The organism is Streptomyces sp. RPA4-2 (assembly GCF_012273515.2).
In the GTDB taxonomy this organism is placed as follows: Bacteria; Actinomycetota; Actinomycetes; order Streptomycetales; family Streptomycetaceae; genus Streptomyces; species Streptomyces kaempferi.
Map to the genome: position 1 here is coordinate 8,560,230 of NZ_CP050975.2, position 21,134 is coordinate 8,581,363.

Sequence of the window (21,134 nt, forward strand, 5' to 3'; positions counted from 1 at the left end):
TTTGGTCTTGTCGAGCCTCGGCTCCGTGACGATCGCCCTGCCTGAACTGTCTGTTCCCTTGAGTCACGCAGCCATGGACCAGCTGGTATGCACCGTTGCGAGCGCCGAGGAAGACGCTTATGCAGCTCGGGCTCACGAGCCCACGGTGAACCATGGCCCAGAAGAAGTAAAGAAGCGGATGAGAGTACAGGTCACAGGAGCAGGTTGGAGTTTGACGCAGACAGCATGTCCGACGCGCTAGCGCAAAAGATCCTTCTCTGTGCACGATCGCTGGCTCGCCCATCTGATTTTCTCTCCACGAAAGGAATGTAGTACGCACATGTCAGATCCGGGAGCACACGACGCGGGGCCGTGCCAGAAGGTCGACGACGGTATGGCCCGGGTCTTCCAGCTGTTCGGAAAGCGCTGGACGGGTCTGATCGTGGCCGTGCTGCTGCCGCATCCCGTGCACTTCGCCGACCTGCGCCGGGCGATCCCCGGCATCAGCGAGCGGATGCTCTCCGACCGCCTCACGGAACTAGGCGCCGCGGGACTCGTCGTGCGCGACGTCGAGGAAGGACCGCCGCTGCGGGTCTCGTACGGTCTGACGGATGCCGGCGCCGCGCTGGAGCCCGCGCTGAAGGAACTGGGCAGCTGGGCGGAGAAGTATCTCCGGGCTCAGGGAGTGATCCAGGCTGGGCAATATGCTCCGGGGAGCCGAAGAGCCTCTCGCTCGAAATTCCGAAATGGTGAGCCAGACGAGGATCACCTCCTCGCTCGGCTCGCGAACACCTCCAACGCTTCCAGCTTCGTCAACGGCACCGACTGTTTCGCCGACGGCGGCCAGGCTCAGGCCTGACACCCACGCAGCGGACACCTACATACCCAGGCTCCCCGAACAACTGCCACCTGCGCGGCTCGCCGCCGAGGAGAGTGACAGCCTGCGCCCAGTTCTCCGCGAGCCGCAGGCGAGGTTCCATGAAACGCTATTCCGCTCAGCGATCGAGAAGTATGTGGAGGAATTGTCAAGAGTTTCGGATGGCGTCACTCACTCCGACCCTCAAACGGAAATGGCAAAACGGATTTAGTGCACTTACCGCCGTCCAGATTCGCTGGCGTGAGCAACCGCTGCCGCGGAGGACCTCATCCGGAGAGCAGCTAACACGCACCCCCGCACCGGGGTGGGTCTCTGCGCGGAGCATCGGTCGGTTGCGTCTATTTGGGCTGCGGTTCACCAGGTGTGATTGTCATGTACGTCAGGTTGCATGCAGGAGCACCTCTCTCCGTCGACCCGTTTGCATCGAATGGCGCCAGGTGATCGAATAATGGCTCTAACAGCGGCCCGTTCGACGACCAGTCGAACCGTAAGGGCCGCGAAGCTTCATTGCACAGGGGTACATACACCATGATCCGTCGTTTTCTTGGCCGCCCGATGTCCGCGAACGCGCAAAACTCTATATCTGGCCTTTCCGTGCCGTCCGGTGCGGGTCTTCTGGCGTGCCGCATTGTCGATTCTGCGACCCAGCCGGTCAGGCACGCCGAATTCACCGTGAGCGACAGAAACGGTCATAAGATTGTGGGTGGGGAGACTGACCCCTTTGGCATGATCTTGGCCATGGTTCCCGTTGGGGAATATCGGCTCGCTGTCTCGTCAGAGAGTTTCAGCCCGTACCGGGGAGACGTGTCTGTCGTAGAAGAGGGAAAATGCACCGGGGTGAGAGATATTCTGCTCCAGGCGGCACCGTTGATCCCTTTGCCAACCCCGGGCGAGTGGGAAATCGAACGAGCTCATACCCGAATCTCCTTCGCAGCCCGGCACATTGGACTGGGTCGCGTCTTTGGCCATTTCGACAACTTCTCCGGGGCGATTCGGGTCGGGGAGTCGATGGAAGAGACGGCAATGCATGTCGTTATCGACGCCGCCTCGATCGATACCAATGTAAAGATGCGTGACGAGCATCTGCGGTCCGCGGATTTCCTGGACGTGGACCAGTATCCAACCATGGAGTTCTACAGCGACCGTTTCGTTCATCGCGGCGGTAACAACTGGGCGATCACTGGCGGACTCACGCTGCACGGAGTCACGCGCACGGTGACTCTCGACGCTACATACGGCGGTCTGCGCGTCGGTATGGAAGGTGAGACCCGTGCGGCTATCCGGGCTACCACCGAGCTGCACCGCGAGGACTACACCATCAACTGGCAGTCGATGCTGGCCCGCGGCATCGCAGTCGTTGGCTCCAACATCAATATTGAACTCAACGTCCAGATCGTCCCTAGGGGCACCGAACTGGAATTCAAATGAAGCAGCCTCTTGCGTGTAGCCGGCACGCTGTTCTCCTATCGGCCCGGCCGGAATGTATGTGGCTGGACGTTCTGTGCGGCGTACAAACGGTGCGCGGGACCGCATGGGTCGTGCTGCGTAGTGCCATGAATTGAGGCCATGTTGAGGCCGCTGGTGACGAGCACAGCGTTGTCGACGGCTCTGCGCTCCGGTCGGCGCATGTGGGTCGAGGCGTTTGATGTGCTGGTCGTCCGGGATTGCGGCACGCGGGAATGTAGGTCGTGATGGGAGCCAGGAACTGCCCAAGAGGAAACTGTCCTGATTGATCACTCGGTCCTCTCGTGTGGTGCCCCGTGGTCCATGTGGTCAGGACGTCAGGGCGGTCGAAGAGGATCTCGTCCAACTGACTCAGGTTGCGGACCGCCGGCAGGTGGGTATGTTCCGATGCCCGGTCACTGTCGGTGTGACAGCTGGCGGCTTCGACGAACGCGTCTCAGATGGATCACCTCCGCTCGCGCGGTGAGTACGGCGAGGCGCAGAGCGGTCGCTGCTGTCTGGGGAGCCCTCCCTGTGTTTGCGCGTACTCGTCGACGAGGGGGGGGCGAGGGTGCCGGTGTCCGGGGACAAGGCAGGGCGGCCGAAGAAGTCGTCGGCCAGTCCTGTCCACGTGGGCCGGTTCACCTCCGTTCGCACAGTAAGAGCTCGTAACACGATCATGCGACCCAGTCCCAGTAGTCGTGTCGTGGTGGAGCGTGGGAGCGTGGCCCTGGATCGTGAGCGATGGCCTGTGTGGGGAAGCGGGACTGGATGAGCGTGGTGTGGGCCACGACGTCGCCGGAATCGGGACTGTTCGATCCGGTTGAGCGACGCACGGAGGTGAAGGATCTGACAGATCGCTTCAACGACCTGCGTTCCTGTGGCCAGGGATACGTCGAGGTTCGGTCACCGAACAGGGACTTCCCCGTTCTGACCCTGGCCTTCCGAGATGACCACGCGGTCGTTCATCTGATGAGTGACACCGAGCGGACGTCTCTGCTCGCAGGAGACGGCACCGTGCCCTCCGGCGTCGAGGTCGAAGTCCCGATCATGGACGACCTCGCCGTTTTCAAGGGCAACTTTGTCCTGGATATCGATCGGGCGTGGGACCTGGTGCGCGACTTCACGCAGACGCGGGCCGCCGGCCCTCTGGGTGAGTGGCGTGAGTTGTAGCCCAAAGCTCGTGACACGGTCATGATCGGTGCTTCTTCAGTCGCCTCCAGCAGATGAGGCCGCAGGCCAATGAGACGAAGGCGTCGTGGAGTTCGGTTCGGCGTTCCCAGCGGACGGCGAGGCGTTTGAACTGGTGGAGCAGGGCGAAGGTCTGCTCCACGACGTAACGGAGCTTGCCCAGGCCCTTGATGTTCGGGGCGCCCTTGCGGGAGATCACCGGCAGGATCCGGCGCTTGCGCAGCTCCTCGCGGTGGGGGTTGGAGTCGTAGCCCTTGTCCCCGAGCAGCGAATCGGGGCGGCGTCGTGGTCGGCCGGGACGCCCGGCCACCGGCGGGAGGCCGTCGACAAGGGCGAGGGTCTGAGTGACATCGTTGACGTTCGCCGCGGTGGTGATGACCTTGAGCGGGGTGCCGCGTCCGTCGCAGATCAAGTGATGCTTGCTGCCCGTCTTCCGGCGGTCGACCGGTGACGGACCGGTGTCGGCTCCCCCTTTTTCGCACGGATGTGGGATCCGTCCACACACGCCCTCGACCAGTCGAGTTCGCCGACCGCATTCAGCTCGGCGAGCAGAATGCGGTGCAGTCGGTCGAAGACCCCGGCCTGCTGCCACCGCTCCAGACGCCGCCAGCAGGTCTGTCCAGAGCCCAACCCCAGCTCCAGGGGCAGTAGTTGCCAGGCAATGTCGTTGTAGAGCACGTACAGGATGCCCTGCAGACACAGCCGGTCTGCCACCGGCAGAGGCCCCGGCGATCGCTCCGGCCAGGGCGGCAGCAGCGGCTCGATCAGCGTCCATAAGTCGTCATCCACGATCCCCGGCCGAGCACTCACACCCTCCCGAACGGGCGAATCGTCACATCGGTCACGCCCGACCAGCGCACCTCAACAAGATCGTGTTACGAGCTCTAAGCACTTCTGGGCGAGCCCTCAGAAGCTGTTGTCTTCCGGAATTGAGGACGGCATTTCCGCTGGTCAGGCATAGGGTTGGTGACTCCGTGGTAGCGGTGGCCTGTCGTGTCGTCGCTCCCCGGGAAATCGCGGATGTCGTCGGTTGTCGGACTGCTGGAACAGCACGAGCTCGCAGCTCGCCGTCAAGTCGACGAACTGCGCGAGGAGGCCGACCGCATCCAGGCCGGGCCGGCAGACCTCACTGAGAGCCGCACCTGACCTCAAGCACCGCTCGGCTCCCCGGCAACCATGACGACGTCATGGCAACAGTGTGTACGGGGTGCTGGCCGTTTGAATTCGACTCCCGTTCCCGCAGTTCTGTCTGCGGGAACGGGTATGCCACGTTCAGGCATGCGGCAGGAGCTGTTCCACGCCGACCTCCAGCGCCGCTTCGTCCAGCCAGGGCGGGTTCGCGCCGGAGACTGAGCAGGTCAGGGCGGCGACGTGGGCGGCGAAGGTGCAGGCGTCGGTGAGGTCTTCGAGGTTCAGCCGGTCGAGTCGGCCGCCGAGGTGTCCGAGGGCGGCGAGGCGGTGGAGCAGGCCCGCGGTGAAGGAGTCCCCGGCGCCGACGGTGTCGACGACGTCCACGGCCGGGGCCGGGACGGTGACGCGGTGGCCGTCGAGGGAGGCGAGGGCTCCGCGCCCGCCGAGAGTGATCACGACCAGGCGCGCGCCGGCGGCGTGCCAGGTGTCGCACGCCTCCTCGGGGTCGGCACCGGGAAGCAGCAACGCGAGGTCGTCCTCGCTGAGGCGAAGGATGTCGGCGAGGGCGCACCAGTGGGGGAGCCGTTCGCGGTAGGCGGCGGGCGGTACGAGCAGGGGGCGGACGTTGGGGTCGATGGACACGGTGACGTGCTCGCGGGCCTTGGCGAGGTGGTCCTCGATGCGGATGCCGCCGGGTTGGCGTATCAGTGCCAGGGAGCCGGTGTGCAGGCAGGCCGCGCTCTCCCACCCGGTGGTGGCGAGTTCCTCGCCGGTCCACTGCCAGTCGGCCGCGCTGTCGGCGTAGAAGGTGTACGTGGCCTGGCCGGTCTCGTCGAGGTCGGCGACGGCGAGGGTGCTGGGCTCGGGGGCGGTCACGCTGCCGGTCAGGTCGACGCCCGCGTCGCTGAGGCGGGCACGGAAGAGGGTGCCGAAGACATCGGTGGAGAAGCGCCCGAGGAAGCGGGTGGGGGTGCCGAGCCGGGCGAGAGCGACGGCGGTGTTGGCGGGGCCGCCACCAGGCAGGGCGCGCAGCGCGAGCTCATCGGAGCTTGACCGGGCGGGGTCGGTGAAGGCGTCGGCGACGCACTCGCCGAGGACGGTGACACTGACGGGGGCCTGGGGTCGGGCCATGGTGACTGTCTGCCTCTCTCAGAAAGAGTGCGGGTGCGAAGGGCACCGGGATCGGTGGCCTGATGCAGCCCTTGCATAGGTATTGACATGCCGCTCAAGGCGGACGTAACTTCCGTGCAACACCACAGTAAAGCGCATTACTAAAGCGCATGACTAGCGAGCGGACCAGCGCCTGGTCCGCTCTTCAATCGGCCGAAAGGGACTGGAAGTGGCCACGAACAAGCCGCATCGCGTGACCATGAGTGATGTGGCGCGTCATGCGGGTGTCTCACAGACCACGGTCTCCTTCGTGCTGAACGACAAGCCCGGTGTCGCCATCCCTGACGAGACCCGTCGGCGGATCCTGGAGGCGATCGCCGAGCTCGGCTACCGGCCCAACGCCGGGGCGCGGGCGCTGGCCGCGAACCGCAGCGGGTGGTTCGGGCTGATCACCGAGATCGTGACCGGCCCGTTCGCGGGGGAGGTGATCACGGGCGCTCAGAGCCGCGCCTGGGGTGACCGGAGGTTCCTGCTGATCGCCGCGAGCGAGGGCGATCCCGCCCAGGAAGCTGCCGCGCTCGACCAGATGCTGGAGCACCGCGTGGAAGGCCTGCTGTACGCCACGACCTGGCATCGGGCCGTCACGCTCCCCAAGGCCGCCCGGGAGGTGCCGACTGTGCTCGTCAATTGCTATGACGCGGATGGGGAGCTGCCGTGCATCCTTCCCGACGAGGTGTCGGGCGGATACAAGGCGACCCGTCGGCTCCTGGACGCCGGTCACACCCGCATCGGGTTCGTCAACCTCGACCCGGCGATCCCGGCCGCCATCGGCAGGCGCGAAGGGTACGAGCGTGCCCTGCGCGAGGCCGGGATCACCCCCGACCCCTCCCTCGTCGTCCCCGGCTGGGCGACCGCCGACAGCGCCTATACCGCCGTGTGCGAACTGGTTGACCGCCCGGCCTGCGACCGGCCGACCGCGCTGTTCTGCGGAAACGACCGGATGGCGATGGGCGCGTACGACGCGATCAAGGAACGTGGGCTGCGCATCCCGTACGACGTGGCCGTGGTGGGGTTCGACAACCAGGAACTCATCGCCGCCTATCTGCGGCCGAAGCTGACGACGCTCGCCCTGCCCTTCGAAGCCATGGGCACCAAGGGCGTCGACATGCTCGCCGCTCTCGCAGCGGGGCAGCCGCTCGACACCCACCGGGTGACGATCGACTGCCCGCTGCTCGAACGCTCGTCGGTCTGACCGCTAATCAGTCCGCCGAGGAATCCCATCCCGTCTTCGCCCTGTGTGTTGAAGAGAGGAAAAGAGTCTCCATTATGGCACCCTCCCGCATACCTTCACGGCGGCCCCGAGCCGTCCTGAGAGCGGTCACCGCGACCGCCGCCGCAGTCCTGGTCCTTTCCGCCTGTACGGGTGGCTCGCGCACCGCCGGCGCCGGTGACACCTCTGGCAACCAGCTGCTCACCATCCCGCGCGAGGATCTGGCGACGTTCACGCGCAACTTCAACCCGCTCTCCCCGCAGGCCGCCCCCATGACCCTCCAGGCGGTCTACGAGCCGCTGGCGGTACACAGCATGGCCGACGCCAAGGACACGCCGTGGCTGGCCACCAAGTGGGAGCAGGCCAAGGACGGCAAGTCCCTCACCTTCACGCTGCGCGACGGCGTCAAGTGGTCGGACGGCCAGGCGCTCACCGCCGACGACGTCGTCTACACCTTCGAGCTCCAGAAGAAGGTGCTCGGTGGCTTCGACTACCTCGACAAGGTCACCGCGGTCGACGCCCACACGGTGACGTTCTCCTTCAACAAGGCGTTCTCGACCGCCTTCTACGAGATCAGCGGCCACTACATCCTGCCGAAGCACATCTGGTCCAAGGTGAAGGACCCGGCGAAGTTCACCAACCCGAACCCGGTCGGCACCGGCCCGTACACCAAGATCGAGAAGTTCCAGAGCCAGTCGTACGAGCTGCGCAAGAACCCCGACTACTGGCAGCCGGGCAAGCAGCAGATCGCCGGCATCCAGATGCTCGCCTTCTCCGGCAACGACAGCGCCAACATCGCCTTCACCAACGGCGAGGTGGACTGGACGCAGTCGTTCATCCCGGACATCGAGAAGTCCTTCGTCGCCAAGGACAAGAAGCACAACCACTACTGGTTCCCGGCCACCGGCGCCATGATCAACTGGCAGCTGAACACCACCAAGGCGCCGTTCAACGACCCGGCCGTGCGCAAGGCGCTCAGCATGGCCGTCGACCGCGACCAGATCACCAAGGTCGCGATGAACGGCTACGCCGAACCCGCCGACTGCACGGGCCTGGCCCACACCTACGACAAGTGGCGTGACACGTCGCTGGCCGCCTCCTGCACCTGGACGAAGTACGACAGCACGGCGGCAGCCAAGGCCCTCGACGCGGCCGGCTACAAGGAGAGCGGCGGCAAGCGGAAGCTGAAGAACGGCAAGGACTTCACCCTCGACATCTCCGTCGGCTCCGCCTCCTCCGACTGGATCTCGGTCGCCAACATCATCAAGCAGGACCTCGCGAAGGTCGGCATCACCGCCACCGTGAAGACGCCCGACTGGTCGGCGGTCTCGTCCTCGTACAACACCGGCACCTTCGACACCGGCATCGTGTGGAGCAACAACGGCGCCACCCCGTACGAGTACTACCGCGGCGTGATGTCGACCAAGATGGTGCAGCCGGTCGGCAAGCAGGCCACGGAGAACTACCACCGCTTCGGCGACAAGAAGGCCGACAAGCTCATCGACGCCTTCGCCGCCGCCACGGACGAGAAGACGCAGCGCGAGCAGACGAACGGCCTGCAAGAGCTGTACAACGAGGACGCGCCCGTCGTCCCGCTGTTCACCGGCCCCGAGTGGGGCGCGTACACGGACGCCCGCTTCACCGGCTGGCCCACCGAGAAGAACCCGTACGCCACCCTCGGCAACCGCAACGGCAGCACGATCCTCGTGCTCACGTCGCTGAAGCCCGTCAAGGGCTGACGCCGCCCGTACGGACCGGCGGCCGCCCTCCTCCCAGGACGGCCGCCCCCGCGCACCGCATACCGTTCACCCCCCCACCGACAGGGAGCACGACCCGTGCGTCTGATCCTGCGCAACCTGGGGTTCTATCTGCTCGCCTTCTGGGCCTCCATCACCCTGAACTTCGTTCTCCCGCGCTTCATGCCGGGCGACCCGGTCTCCCGGATGTTCGCGCAGGCCCAGGGCACCATGCAGCCCGACCAGATAGCCCAGCTGCGGAAACTCTTCGGCCTCGACGACCGCCCCCTCTGGGAGCAGTACGTCTCCTACGTCAAAAGCGTCTTCACCGGCGACCTCGGCATCTCCATCTCCCGCTTCCCGACCCCGGTCTCCGACGTGATCGGCTCGCAGATCGGCTGGACCCTGCTCCTCGGCGGTGTCGCGCTCGTCATCGCGGCCGTGCTCGGCAACCTGCTCGGCATCGTCGCCGCCTGGCGGCGCGGCGGCGTCCTCGACTCCGCCTTGCCGCCCCTGCTGATCTTCGTCGGCTCGTTCCCCTACTTCTGGCTGGCCATGGGTGCGCTGTACCTGTTCGGGGTGAGCCTCGGCTGGTTCCCCATGCGGCACGCCTACGACGTCGGACTGACCCCCGGCTTCAACGGCGAATTCCTCTCCAACGTCGCCACCCACCTGGTGCTGCCCGCCCTGACCATCGTGCTGGTCTCCATCGGCGGCTGGATGCTCGGCATGCGCAACACCATGATCGCCACCGCGGCCGAGGACTACATCACCATGGCCGAGGCGAAGGGGCTCAGCCCCTCGCGGATCATGGTCCGCTACGCCGCCCGCAACGCGCTGCTCCCCTCCGTCACCAACTTCGGCATGGCGCTCGGCTTCGTCGTCGGCGGCGCGCTGCTCACCGAGGTCGTGTTCGCCTACCCCGGGATCGGCTACCAGCTGCTGATGGCCGTCCAGGGCCTGGACTACCCACTGATGCAGGGCATCTTCCTGACGATCACGGCCGCAGTGCTGATCGCGAACTTCCTCGTCGACCTCGTCTACGTCCGCCTCGACCCGCGCGTCCGCGTCCGCTGAGGAGGCTGCCGACATGACCGCCATCGAAATCGCCACGGCCCCCGCGCCGACGGCCTCCGCGCGCGCTTCCCGCCGGCGCGGACTGCTGCGCCAGCTCATCGACAGCAAGAAGGCGCTGACCGGGCTGATCCTGCTCGCTCTCTTCGCGCTGCTGGCCCTGCTCGCACCCGTCCTGGCACCCGGCGACCCGTCGCTCATCAACTCCACGGGCAGCCAGGCCCCCTCGGCCGCACACTGGCTCGGTACGACCGCCAAGGGACAGGACGTGCTCGCCCTCACCCTCTGGGGTGCGCGCAGCTCCCTCTTCGTCGGCTTCACCGTGGGGCTCGTGGCGACCGCGGTCGCCATCGTCGTCGGCCTCGCATCCGCGTACTTCGACCGCGTCGTGGACGACGCGCTGACCCTGGTCACCAACATCTTCCTGCTGCTGCCTGGGCTGCCGCTGCTCATCATCCTGGCCGCGTTCCTGCCGCCCGGGACCTCCACCGTGATCCTGGTCCTCGTCGTCACCGGCTGGGCGGGCTCGGCCCGGGTCCTGCGCGCGCAGGCCAAGTCGATCCGCGGCAAGGACTTCGTGGCCGCCGCCGTCGTCACCGGAGAACGTCCCCTGCGGATCATGTTCCGCGAGATCCTGCCCAACATGGCGTCCGTGGTGATGACCACGCTGCTCGGCTGCGTGATCTTCGGCATCGGCGCCCAGGCCGGCCTGGAGTTCCTCGGCCTCGGCGACAGCAGCGTCGTCAGCTGGGGCACCAACCTGTACTGGGCCAGCAACGACGGCGCGCTGATGACCGGCACGTGGTGGGCCTTCGTCCCCTCCGGACTGTGCATCGCGCTCGTCGCCTTCGCGCTCGCGCTGGTCAACTACGCGGTCGACGAGATCACCAACCCGAGGCTGCGCAACCGCCGTGCCCGCCGTGAGAGGAGGGGCTGAGCCATGGAACCCGTACTTGAGGTGAACGGCCTGCGCGTCGAATACCGCAGCGACGGACGCACCGTCGTGGGCGCCGACGACGTCTCCTTCTCCATCGGCGCCGGAGAGGTCTTCGGCCTCGCCGGGGAGTCCGGCTGCGGCAAATCGACCATCGCAAACGCGGTGATGCGGCTGCTGAAGCCCCCGGCGGAGATCACCGCGGGCAGCATCCGCTTCCAGGGCAGGGACGTCCTCGCCCTGGACCCACGGGAGCTGCGCGCCTTCCGGTGGCGTGAGATCGCCATGGTCTTCCAGTCGGCGATGAACTCCCTCAACCCCGTCCTGACCATCGGCGAGCAGATCGTCGACATCTTCACCACCCACGAGAAGCTGAAGAAGCGGCTCGCGCGGGAGCGGGCCGGCGAGCTGCTTCAGCTGGTCGGCATCGACCCGGGAAGGCTGAAGGCGTACCCGCACCAGCTCTCCGGCGGCATGCGCCAGCGCGTGGTCATCGCCATGGCCGTCGCACTCCACCCCCGGCTGCTGATCATGGACGAGCCGACCACCGCGCTCGACGTGGTCGTGCAGCAGGAGATCATGGCGCAGATCCGCGACCTCCAGCGGGAGCTGGGCTTCTCCATTCTCTTCATCACCCACGACATGTCCCTGATGATCGAGCTGTCGGACCGCATGGGCGTGATGTACGGCGGACGGATCGTCGAACTCGCCGACGCCAAGGACCTGTTCGCGGGGCCGCTCCACCCCTACACCGAGGCGCTGATGAACGCCTTCCCGCCGCTGACCGGCCCGCGCCAAGAGCTCACCGGCCTCTTCGACGCCCCGCGCACCGCCGACAGTTGCGGCTTCCACGTCCGCTGTCCCGAGGACCGCTCGGACTGCTCCATGAACATCCCCGACCTGCGCGAGATCGCCCCCGGCCGGTGGGTGGCCCAGAGTGCCCAGGGAGCCCCCCGATGACCCAGCCCCTGCTGTCCGTACGCGGTCTGACCAAGGACTTCCAGGTCGGCACCGTCTTCTCCCGGCGCCGCGTCCGTGCCGTCAACGATGTGTCCTTCGACCTGCCGGCCGGCCGGATCACCGCCCTGGTCGGCGAGTCCGGCAGCGGCAAGTCCACCATCGCCCGCTGCCTCGCCCGCCTCGAACAGCCCTCCGCCGGGCAGGTACTGCTCGACGGCCAGGACATCCTGCGCACCGAGCGGCGCCGGGCATCACGGGCGTACCGCCGCAAGGTCCAGATGGTCTTCCAGGACCCCTTCGGCTCACTCAACCCCGTCCACCGCGTCGAGCACTTCCTCACCCGGGCCCTCGTCCTGCACGGGCACTCCGCCACACCAGAGACACTGCGCGAGCTGATAGAAACGGTCGGCCTGACCGAGGACATGCTCCAGTCCTACCCGCACGAACTCTCCGGCGGCCAGCGTCAGCGCGTCTCCATCGCTCGCGCGTTGGCGGTGGACCCGCGCCTCATCCTGGCCGACGAACCGACGTCGATGCTGGACGTCTCCGTGCGCGTCGGCGTGCTCAACCTGATGCGGCGCCTGCGCGACGAGCGAAACATCGCCATGCTCTACATCACCCACGACCTGGGCTCCGCCCGCTACCTCGCGGACACCACCATGGTCATGTTCGCCGGCGAACTCGTCGAGGGCGGCGACGCGTTGGCGGTGATGGACGCCCCCGCCCACCCCTACACCCGCCTGCTGCTGTCCGCCGTACCCGACCCCCGAACGGGTAAGCAGCTACGACCCCGTCGAGCGCGCCAAGCACCGCGAGGCGATCCTCAACCCCACGTCCTGCCCCTACGGCGACGACGGCACGTGCAGCCGCACCGAGCCCGTCCGCCACATCGTCGGCGAGAACGACGGACAGCCCCACTGGGTGCGCTGCCACCTGCGCGCACCCGCCTCCGACATCGCCCGCCGCGTCCTGAAGGCCACCGACCGGCCGGACGGCGAGGCCACCGACGACACCGAGAAAGCGGAGACCACCGCCGCATGACCCACGACCTCACCCTCCCCTCCGCCAGCCACACCGCCGAGGGGCTGGCCGAACGCGCCCTGCGCGACCCCCACCGCCCCCGCTTCCACTTCACCTCGCCCGGCGGCTGGCTCAACGACCCCAACGGGCTGAGCCACTGGAACGGCGTCTACCACCTCTTCTACCAGTACAACCCGCTCGCCGCCGCCCACCACCGCATCCACTGGGGCCACGCCACCAGTACCGACCTCGTGCACTGGTCCGATGAGCCAGTCGCCCTGGTGCCAGGCTCGGACGGCCCGGACCGCGACGGCTGTTGGTCCGGTGTCCTGGTGGACGACGGGGGAGTGCCGACGCTCGTCTACTCGGGCAGGCACGGAGACCACGAACTCCCCTGCGTGGCCAGGGGATCGGCCGACCTGCGGTACTGGACCAAAGACCAGGCCAACCCGGTCATCACCGCCCCGCCCGAGGGCGTCGACATCACGGCCTTCCGCGACCACTGCGTCTGGCGGGAGGGCCAGGTGTGGCGCCAGCTGGTGGGCTCGGGCATCCGGGGCGTCGGCGGAACGGCCTTCCTGTACGAATCCGACGACCTGCTCAGCTGGCGCTACGTCGGCCCCCTGCTGACCGGCGACGCCTCGCAGCACCAGGGCGAGCTCGACTGGACCGGCACGATGTGGGAGTGCGTCGACCTCTTCCGGCTCGGCGAGGACGAGGAGGCCGGCAGCACCGACGTGCTGGTCTTCTCCGCCTGGGACGAGGGCACCACCCACCACCCCCTGTACTGGACCGGCCGCTACCACGGCGACACCTTCAACCCGACCGCCCTCCACCGCCTCGACTACGGCGGACGCTACTTCTACGCCCCCCAGTCCACTCGCGACGAGCACGGCCGCCGCATCATGTTCGGCTGGCTCCAGGAGGGACGGACGGACGAGGCGAACGCGCAGGCCGGCTGGTGCGGCGTGATGTCCCTGCCGAGGGTCGTCACGCTCGCCACGGACGGCGGCCTGCATCAGGCCCCGGCGCCGGAGCTGACCGAGCTGCGGCGGGAGCGCGTAGAGGTGGCTCCGGGCCGGCAGGCCGACCGGTACACCCGGCTGCCCGCCGTGCGCGGGGACCAGCTGGACATCGAGACGACCCTGCGTCTCGCTCCCGGAGCGACCGCCCGGCTCGTGGTCCGCGAGACACCGGACGGCGCGGAACGCACGGTCGTGGAGGTGAGCAGGGCGCAGGACGGAACGGGCGGCACCCTCCGCCTGCGCCGCGAGACCAGCAGCCTCGACCCGACGGTCGACACCGAACCCCGTTACGGCGAACTGCCGTTGGGCACTAACGGGCGGGTCGACCTGCGCGTCCTCGTCGACCACTCCGCACTGGAGGTCTTCGCCAACGGGCGTGCCCTCACCGCCCGCATCTACCCCACCCGGGCCAACGAGGCCGTGGGCGTCGGTATCGGTGCCGACGGCGACGTGGCCCTGGAGCGGTTCGACGCCTGGCAGATGGCGTCGGCCTTCACCGACGGACCTCGGCCGCTGTGGCCGTGACGGTCTTACACACGACCACGGCCCGCGGGATGCACGTCCCCCGGGCCGTGGCCCACCCTCCCTGCTCTCCTCAGGAGCTGCCATGAGCGTGTCCCGCCGTACCCTCCTGCTCGCCGGAGGAACCGCCGCCACCCTGCTGCCTCTCGGAGGCATCCTCCCCGCAGCACAGGCCGCCCCGAGCGCCGCCGGAGCGACGCCCGCCGCCACCCCGATTCCCGACCCCATCCCCGTCACCGGCACCTGGACCCGCACCTCCGACGGCGGACAGAAGGCGACCGCCGGCCGTCGCGGGCCCGCCCTGGCCCTGTCCGAGCAGCAACTCGCGGCCAAGGGCACGTACGCGGCCTGCGTCACGCCCCAATCCTCCTCCGCCGTAGGCGCGTTGGTGTTCCGGGCAGCCCTGGACGGCTCGACCGGATACGCGGTCGCCCTCGACCCCGGCCGCGCCCGCATACGGCTCTACGACCTGACCGGCGGCGACACACTCGCCACCGCTCCACTTCCGGGCGCGCGGACCGCAGGACCCTATGACCTCGAAGTGGCAGTCGACGGACCCGAGCTGACGGTGCATGTCGACGGCAAGCGGCTCCTCCACACCGAGGACCACCGCCACGACACCGGCTCGGTGGGCCTGCTCGCCCAGGGCGGCACGGTCACCTTCGGCCCGCCCTCCCTCTCCTCAGTCACCACCAACCTCACCGGCTGGACCACGAGCGGCGGCACCTGGACGGCGAGTCCGCTGGGCTGGCGCGCGGCCCCAACCCAGAGAGCCACCGCCCGCGCCATCACCACGACCAAGACGTACGACACCGCGCTCCAGGCCGACCTGCTCCTGCACGACGCCTCCGCAATCGCCTCACTGCTGGTACGCACCGACGCCACGGCCACGCACGGCTACGGCGTCCAAGTCGACGCGGACCAGGGCAGGCTGAGGCTCTACCGCATCGACGGCAACGTCACCCTCGGCACGTACGCGACCACCATCAAGGCCGACACGGTCTACCGCCTGCGCGTCGAAGCCGAACGCGACGAACTGCGCGTGCACTGGCAGACCAACTTCCTCTCTCCCGACGGCTACAGCCCTGTCATCACCGCCCAGGACTCCACCCACACGAAGGGCCGACTCGCCGTCACGGCATCGGCCGGAGCGGTGTCCTTCGAGAACATCGCCGGGGCCGATCTCGCCACCGGCCTCCAGGGCTGGACGGCCCGCTCCGGCACCTGGACCCCCGACCTGCGCGGCATCCGCGGCGAGAACGGCCTGCGCACGGCCCTCTTCACCGACGGCGACCTGGTGGCGAGAGCCGACATCACACCCGGCGACCGCTCCTCCTCTGCCGGTCTGGTCCTGCGCGCGTCCGCGAACGGCTCCGGCGGCTACGAAGCCCGCCTGGAAGCCGGCAGCAACGCCGTCGTCCTCATGGACCGCTCCTCCGGCGCCCGCCTCGCCTCCGCCTCCGGCCCGGTCCGGCGCATCGCGTCCGGCGGCACGTACCGCGTCGAGGCCCGCGCGACGAGCAGGACGATCGAGGTGTACGTGGACGGCGTACGGGCGCTGAAAACACGCGTGTCCCGCACCACGGGCGCCACCGTCGGCACCGCGGCCGCGCACGGGCCGTCGTACTTTCAGAACGTCGAGATCCGCAGCACCGCCGACTACTTCACCGAGCCGTACCGCCCCACGTACCACTACTCCCAGCTGATCGGCTTCACCAGCGACCCCAACGGCCTGGTCTACTACGACGGCGAATACCACCTCTTCCACCAGGACGAGGGCCGCTGGGCGCACGCGGTGAGCACGGACCTCGTCCACTGGCAGGCCCTGCCGATCGCCCTGCCCTGGAACGCCTACGGCAACTGCTGGTCGGGCTCGGCGGTTGTGGACGCGGACGACACCTCCGGTCTCTTCGACGGCGGCTCGGGCCTGATCGCCTACTACACCAGCTATCACCCGGACAAGCCGGGCGGGAATGCCAGCGTGCGCATCGCCTACAGCAGGGACAAGGGCCGCTCGTGGCAGTGGCACGGCGGCTCGACCCCGGCGGTGCAGAACCCGGGAGGCCCCGACGCCGGCTGGACCTTCCGCGACCCGAAGGTCATCCGCGACGCGGCTCACGACCAGTGGCTGATGGTCGTCTCCGGCGGCGACCACATCCGCTTCTTCACCTCCACCGACCTCCTCACCTGGACCCAGGTCAGCTCCTTCGGCTACGGCGACTGGGCCACGCCCGGCGTCTGGGAGTGCCCCGACTTCTTCCCGCTGCCGGTCGACGGCGACAAGGACAAGGTGAAGTGGGTCCTCACCCTGAGCACCGGTGCCGTACGCGCCACGAACGGCTCGGCCGCCCAGTACTTCACGGGTGAGTGGAACGGCACCGGTTTCACTCCCGACCAGAAGGCCGGCACCGTCCTGCGCGCCGACTCCGGCCGCGACTACTACGCCGCCATGTCCTTCTACGGCCTGCCCGACGACCGCCGCGTCTGGCTCGGCTGGATGAGCAACTGGGATTACCCCTTCAGCGCCCCGACCGGCGGCTGGAACGGCCAGCTGAGCACCCCCCGCGAACTGACCCTCACGGACACCGCCGACGGCGTACGCCTGGCGCAGCGCCCGGTCCCGGAGCTGGTCACGCTGCGCACGTCCACCACGACCCGCAAGGACCTCGCCGTCGGCCCCGACTCCGCGAACCCGCTCGCGGGCGTCACTGGCATCGCCTACGAGATCGAGGCCGAGATCCCCCTTGGCACCGCCACGGAGATCGGATTCCGGCTCCGGACCGACGGCGACCAGTACACGACAGTCGGATACGACGCCGAGGCGCAGGAGTTGTTCGTGGACCGCTCGGCATCGGGCCTGAGCGACTTCACGCAGTACTTCACGGGCCGCACCACCGCGCCGATGAAGACGACCGACGGCCGCGTGAACCTGCGCGTGTACGTGGACTCGTCCTCGGTCGAGGCATTCGGCGCGGACGGACAGGCCGCCGTGACCAGTCTGATCTTCCCCGGCCCGGACGCCGACGGCATGGCCTTCTACGCCAAGGGCGGCACCGCACACATCGACTCGCTCAAGGTGCACAAGCTGGACAGCACCTACCGCCTGGTGGACCGTGCGAAGCCGTTGGCGGTCGCCCCGGCCTGCGGTGAATTCCGCTCGGACCTCGGCAACTTGACGATCACCCCCGCCGGCCGCTGGTCGACGGACAGCGCGGGCCGCACCGGAACCTTCGACAAGGATTCCAACGCGATCTCGGCGCGCACGGCGACGGACCTGGACCTCACCACCCTGGTCCGGCTCGGCGGCCCCGACCCGGACACGGGCGGTGCCCTCTCCCTCCTCTGGCGCGCCTCCTCCGACGGCACCGATGCCTACTGCCTCAACATCGACCCCGACCTGCGCGTGATCCGCCTGGTCGCCAAGGTCAACGGCTTCTTCGACGACGGCGCCGCCCTCGCCCGCGTCCCGGCCCTGGTCCGCCGCGGTACGACCTACCCCGTCCGCATCCTCACCGAGCGCGACCGCATCCAGGTGTTCCTCAGCGGCACACGGATCATCGACGTGACGGACACGACGTACGCCGATGGCCACATCGCCCTGAATGTGTTCGGCGGGAGGGCGGCGTACCAGGACACCTACGCGCAGGAGCTGTGACCGCTGGTCAAGCCGCCCTGTTCCGCGCCAATCGGGGTGTTGGGTGCTCGGTGAGCGGGCCGACCGGGAGCAGTACGCGCTGTTGTCGGCGCGGGGCATCGTGCGCCAGGCCATGGAGATCGACGGCCTGGTGTCGGTCGCCGGCGGCCGTCGCGCCATTGAAGGCCGCTTCCTGGAGGCGGGCCACCCCGTCCATGACGCCCATGTGGGCAAGCCTCAGCCGGTCGCCGCAGCTCGCAATCCGGTGACCCGTCGCCCATCGGCTCGGCCTCGGCGGCACCGCGCTCGACCGGGTCCCCGAATCGGTCCTGTGGAACGTCGTCAGGGCCTCGAGCTGGGTCAGTGGGTCCGGGAGCGGGTGTTCGGGCCGCGCAGCCGGTCGACGGTGTTTCCGGCTGCCACAACGGCACCGCACTGCCCCCTCCGAGCCCGTAGGCGCCGCGATGAGGGCGGCCCGGTCGGGCCGGGACCGTGCGGCAGGCTTCCGTCGGCGCCGTTGCACGAGGCGAGCGTCAAGCCTACGGCCAGCACGAGCACCGCCACCGTGGGCATCGACAGTGCGCGGCGCCTCCTGGAGCAATCGAATCGCCCGCTGGCCAGGCAGCGGGCGCAGGTAGGCGATGGCCTGCTCGACTCGGCTGTCCTGAGCGAGGAGTCAGGCGATGGTCAGCTCGCAGCCGCCGACCGTGCTGGCCAGCAGTGCCCCTAAGGATTACTAGCCTTGGCAGTACGTCGTGGTCAGCGACGCAGCGCGAGATCCTTACGTCCGAAAGATCAGATCGTCTACATAGTTAAGCGACTCATCACTAACCGGTGCTGGCGGTGCTGGTCACCCCAGACTCACGGAGAGGGGATGTGCGCCGAACCCCCCGGGCAGCCGCCGTGGCGGGAACGCTGAGCGCAGGGCCAGGAGGTCCTGGGTCCCTGGAACTGGAGCATGGGATGGAGCGCACCTCACGGCTGTGGAGGAAGCGGCGCCCGACGGCGCCGGCCCCGGTTGGCTGCCGTCCGTCGCCGGGGGGCGACTGAGCGCCGCCGCGGCTGCGCCGAGCAGCAGACGTATCTGGGCTCGCCTCCTGGTCCTGGACGCGTTCGCCGCGCGCTGGCACGCGCTGCCGGTGAGTGACGGCATCATGCTGTCGTGGACGGGCGCCACGGCGGGGATGCGCCGTGGGCGGGCGACCAGGCTGGGTGAGCCCGTCACGGTCTCCGTCCGAAGCGGGTCACTCCATCGGCCCAGCTGTGGATGCTCCGCCGGTGACGGTGGAGTCGACTGGGTGGACCGTCGAGGCGACTTCCGTCGAAAGGGACACAGCGTGCCCATATCCGGTTCCATAGCGAACCGTCGGCATGGGGCCATGGTCATCGCGTCGGCGGTGTTCTGTTCCACGGCCTTCGCCACGGCGGATCCCGCTCCGGCCGACGTGCCGTTCCCCCCGGTACCCGCCCCGCGGCTGGACTGGAAACTCTGCGTCGAGGGACCGGAGTTCGACTGCGCGGTCGCCAAGGTACCGCTGGACTATCTCGACCCCGGTCGTCGCACCATCGAGCTGGCCGTCGTCAGGCGAAAGGCGACCGGTCCCGGACGCCGCGCGGGCACCCTGTTCTTCAACCCCGGCGGCCCGGGCGGCCCCGGAACGGTGCAGATGCCCCAGAACTACGAGTCCCTCCCGCGCGAGGTACGGGAACGGTTCGACATCGTCAGCTGGGATCCACGCGGAGTCGGCAACAGCACCGCGGTGAACTGCTTCACGACCACCGAGGAAGCCGTCGCGTGGAATGCGGGCAAGCCGGCCGGTCTCCCGGTGGGCGAACAGCAGCGGGCGGCCTGGATCGCCGCGTTCGCGGATCTGGGCCGGCGCTGTGAGCGGCGGGACCCCGAGCTGCTGCGCCATGTGTCGACCGCTGACACCGCCCGCGACCTCGACCAGCTCCGCCAGGCGGTGGGCGACCCGCAACTGGCCTACCTCGGCGTCTCCTACGGCACGTTCCTCGGCGCCACCTACGCCAACCTCTTCCCCGGCAAGGTCCGCGCGATGGTCCTCGACAGCAACATCGACCCGCAGGCCTGGACGAACCACGCCTCGGACGCGGAACCACGGCTGACGCCGTTCCTGCGTATGGGCTCGGACGTCAGCGCCGCGGCGACCCTGGACCAGTTCCTCGCCTTGTGCGGGTCCGCCTCCACGGCCGGCTGCGCCTTCTCCGCCGGCGGTGCGAAAGCCACCCGGGACAAGTTCGACGAGCTGATGCGGCGCCTACGGCAGCATCCGATGGGCGACTGGACCTACGGCCGGACGGTCGCCGACGTGGTGAGCGCCCTCTACGTCGTCCACCCCGGCTGGACGGACCTCGCGGTCAGGCTGCAGGACCTGTGGCAGGGGCGCGTTCCGCAGTCGGCGGCACCGTCGGCCGCGTCGCCGGTCCCGGTCCCGTACACGGGAGACGAGCAGGCCGGCTCCATCCTCTGCTCCGACAGTCCCTCTCCGCGTGACCCCGGTGTGTACCACGCGTTGGAGGAGGCCGCCGCGCTCCGCGCGGGTGACGCCGGACGCTTCTGGGCCTGGGCCGCGGAGCCGTGTGCCACCTGGCCGGTCGTCGCCGCGAACCGCTACCGCGGGCCGTGGAACGAGCCGACGGCACACCCCGTCCTGGTGGTCGGCACCACCTACGACCCCGCCACCCCCTACGCGGGCTCGCAGGCCATGGTCAAGGATCTGGCCTCCGCCCGTCTGCTCACCAACCACGGTTACGGACACACGGCACTGATCAACTCCGGCGACTGCGTCAGGGAGTACGAGAGCCGCTACTTCCTCGACGGCACCCTCCCGCCCGTCGGAGCGACCTGCGAACCGGACGCACGTCCCTTCCCCGCCCCCAAACCCAGGGGCGGCATCGCCACCGGAGGCGGTGGGAAGGCCGGGTAGCGAGCACGTGTCACGGGCAAATGCTTCACTCGATTGAGCGAGTTTGAACGTCAATCAATCAAAAGCGGATGGCCGCTATCGGTGCGACTCGCGTCGCTCTGGGCGCCGGAAGTTGAGGAACACTCAACTTCGGCGCGGGGGGCCAGATGTCGGGAGCGTGTGAGTGTGGCTCGCGCCTGTGCCGCATTCACACGGGGTGCGCTTTTGTCGCACTCTGTTCAGTTCTGGGGATGACTTCAGCGCGCACCGATGCCGCAGACAGGGCTTGATCAAAAAATGC

Annotated in this window: 13 protein-coding genes and 1 pseudogene; 12 read left to right on the top strand and 2 right to left on the bottom strand. The window is 68.4% G+C overall.

Annotated elements, in window-relative coordinates:
* Positions 1–319 precede the first annotated feature (319 nt).
* From HEP85_RS37460 to HEP85_RS37470, 3 genes and pseudogenes are all read left to right on the top strand, one after another.
* Positions 320–652, top strand: a pseudogene (locus tag HEP85_RS37460) (winged helix-turn-helix transcriptional regulator); the annotation flags it as partial.
* 732 nt (positions 653–1,384) lie between these two features.
* Entirely contained in the window at positions 1,385–2,284 is a 900-nt protein-coding gene (locus tag HEP85_RS37465) for a YceI family protein (RefSeq protein WP_168531872.1), read from the top strand.
* Between the two features lie 786 nt (positions 2,285–3,070).
* Positions 3,071–3,472, top strand: coding sequence for a hypothetical protein (locus HEP85_RS37470; RefSeq protein WP_248002256.1), 402 nt, complete (start codon positions 3,071–3,073; stop codon positions 3,470–3,472).
* 19 nt (positions 3,473–3,491) lie between these two features.
* Here HEP85_RS37470 and HEP85_RS37475 read toward each other — a convergent pair.
* Positions 3,492–4,300 (bottom strand): IS5 family transposase gene (locus HEP85_RS37475; RefSeq protein WP_168531874.1). Its coding sequence is split into 2 segments (ribosomal slippage): positions 3,492–3,967 and positions 3,967–4,300, totalling 810 coding nucleotides; the frame shifts between segments, so codons are not numbered across the junction.
* A 210-nt stretch (positions 4,301–4,510) separates the two neighbouring features.
* Here HEP85_RS37475 and HEP85_RS37480 point away from each other — a divergent pair.
* Positions 4,511–4,636: a hypothetical protein gene (locus HEP85_RS37480; protein WP_282189875.1), complete on the top strand. Its 126-nt coding sequence runs from the start codon at positions 4,511–4,513 to the stop codon at positions 4,634–4,636.
* Positions 4,637–4,762: 126 nt separating this feature from the next.
* On the opposite strand, the gene HEP85_RS37485 is transcribed toward HEP85_RS37480, so the two are convergent.
* Complete coding sequence (locus HEP85_RS37485) at positions 4,763–5,752, bottom strand: carbohydrate kinase (protein ID WP_168531875.1); 990 nt, start codon at positions 5,750–5,752, stop codon at positions 4,763–4,765.
* A gap of 238 nt (positions 5,753–5,990) precedes the next feature.
* Here HEP85_RS37485 and HEP85_RS37490 point away from each other — a divergent pair, with 238 nt between their 5' ends.
* The 8 genes from HEP85_RS37490 to HEP85_RS37525 all read left to right on the top strand — a co-directional run bounded on the left by HEP85_RS37490 (position 5,991) and on the right by HEP85_RS37525 (position 20,854).
* Positions 5,991–6,983, top strand: a complete 993-nt coding sequence (locus HEP85_RS37490) for a LacI family DNA-binding transcriptional regulator (RefSeq protein WP_168531876.1) — start codon at positions 5,991–5,993, stop codon at positions 6,981–6,983.
* 74 nt (positions 6,984–7,057) lie between these two features.
* A complete protein-coding gene (locus HEP85_RS37495) occupies positions 7,058–8,740 on the top strand; it encodes an ABC transporter substrate-binding protein (protein WP_168531877.1) in 1,683 nt (560 codons plus the stop codon).
* Between the two features lie 96 nt (positions 8,741–8,836).
* The gene (locus tag HEP85_RS37500) at positions 8,837–9,814 is read left to right on the top strand and encodes an ABC transporter permease (protein ID WP_168531878.1); all 978 of its coding nucleotides are present in this window, start codon (positions 8,837–8,839) and stop codon (positions 9,812–9,814) included.
* Between the two features lie 13 nt (positions 9,815–9,827).
* Positions 9,828–10,748, top strand: coding sequence for an ABC transporter permease (locus HEP85_RS37505; protein ID WP_168531879.1), 921 nt, complete (start codon positions 9,828–9,830; stop codon positions 10,746–10,748).
* Positions 10,749–10,751: 3 nt separating this feature from the next.
* Complete coding sequence (locus HEP85_RS37510; protein WP_168531880.1) at positions 10,752–11,705, top strand: ABC transporter ATP-binding protein; 954 nt, start codon at positions 10,752–10,754, stop codon at positions 11,703–11,705.
* Positions 11,702–14,275, top strand: coding sequence for an ATP-binding cassette domain-containing protein (locus HEP85_RS37515; protein ID WP_369658020.1), 2,574 nt, complete (start codon positions 11,702–11,704; stop codon positions 14,273–14,275). The genes HEP85_RS37510 and HEP85_RS37515 overlap by 4 nt, the downstream gene beginning before the upstream one ends.
* A gap of 82 nt (positions 14,276–14,357) precedes the next feature.
* Positions 14,358–17,927, top strand: a complete 3,570-nt coding sequence (locus tag HEP85_RS37520; protein ID WP_168531882.1) for a glycoside hydrolase family 32 protein — start codon at positions 14,358–14,360, stop codon at positions 17,925–17,927.
* 1,358 nt (positions 17,928–19,285) lie between these two features.
* On the top strand, positions 19,286–20,854 hold the full coding sequence (locus HEP85_RS37525; RefSeq protein WP_168531883.1) for an alpha/beta hydrolase: 1,569 nt from the start codon (positions 19,286–19,288) through the stop codon (positions 20,852–20,854).
* Positions 20,855–21,134: the final 280 nt, after the last annotated feature.

Coding starts and splice junctions, on each gene's coding strand:
- HEP85_RS37520 (WP_168531882.1), top strand. CDS start 14,358: ATGAGCGTGTCCCGCCGTACCCTCCTGCTCGCCGGAGGAACCGCCGCC.
- HEP85_RS37525 (WP_168531883.1), top strand. CDS start 19,286: ATGGTCATCGCGTCGGCGGTGTTCTGTTCCACGGCCTTCGCCACGGCG.
- HEP85_RS37490 (WP_168531876.1), top strand. CDS start 5,991: ATGAGTGATGTGGCGCGTCATGCGGGTGTCTCACAGACCACGGTCTCC.
- HEP85_RS37510 (WP_168531880.1), top strand. CDS start 10,752: ATGGAACCCGTACTTGAGGTGAACGGCCTGCGCGTCGAATACCGCAGC.
- HEP85_RS37515 (WP_369658020.1), top strand. CDS start 11,702: ATGACCCAGCCCCTGCTGTCCGTACGCGGTCTGACCAAGGACTTCCAG.
- HEP85_RS37505 (WP_168531879.1), top strand. CDS start 9,828: ATGACCGCCATCGAAATCGCCACGGCCCCCGCGCCGACGGCCTCCGCG.
- HEP85_RS37485 (WP_168531875.1), bottom strand. CDS start 5,752: ATGGCCCGACCCCAGGCCCCCGTCAGTGTCACCGTCCTCGGCGAGTGC.
- HEP85_RS37495 (WP_168531877.1), top strand. CDS start 7,058: ATGGCACCCTCCCGCATACCTTCACGGCGGCCCCGAGCCGTCCTGAGA.
- HEP85_RS37480 (WP_282189875.1), top strand. CDS start 4,511: ATGTCGTCGGTTGTCGGACTGCTGGAACAGCACGAGCTCGCAGCTCGC.
- HEP85_RS37465 (WP_168531872.1), top strand. CDS start 1,385: ATGATCCGTCGTTTTCTTGGCCGCCCGATGTCCGCGAACGCGCAAAAC.
- HEP85_RS37470 (WP_248002256.1), top strand. CDS start 3,071: ATGAGCGTGGTGTGGGCCACGACGTCGCCGGAATCGGGACTGTTCGAT.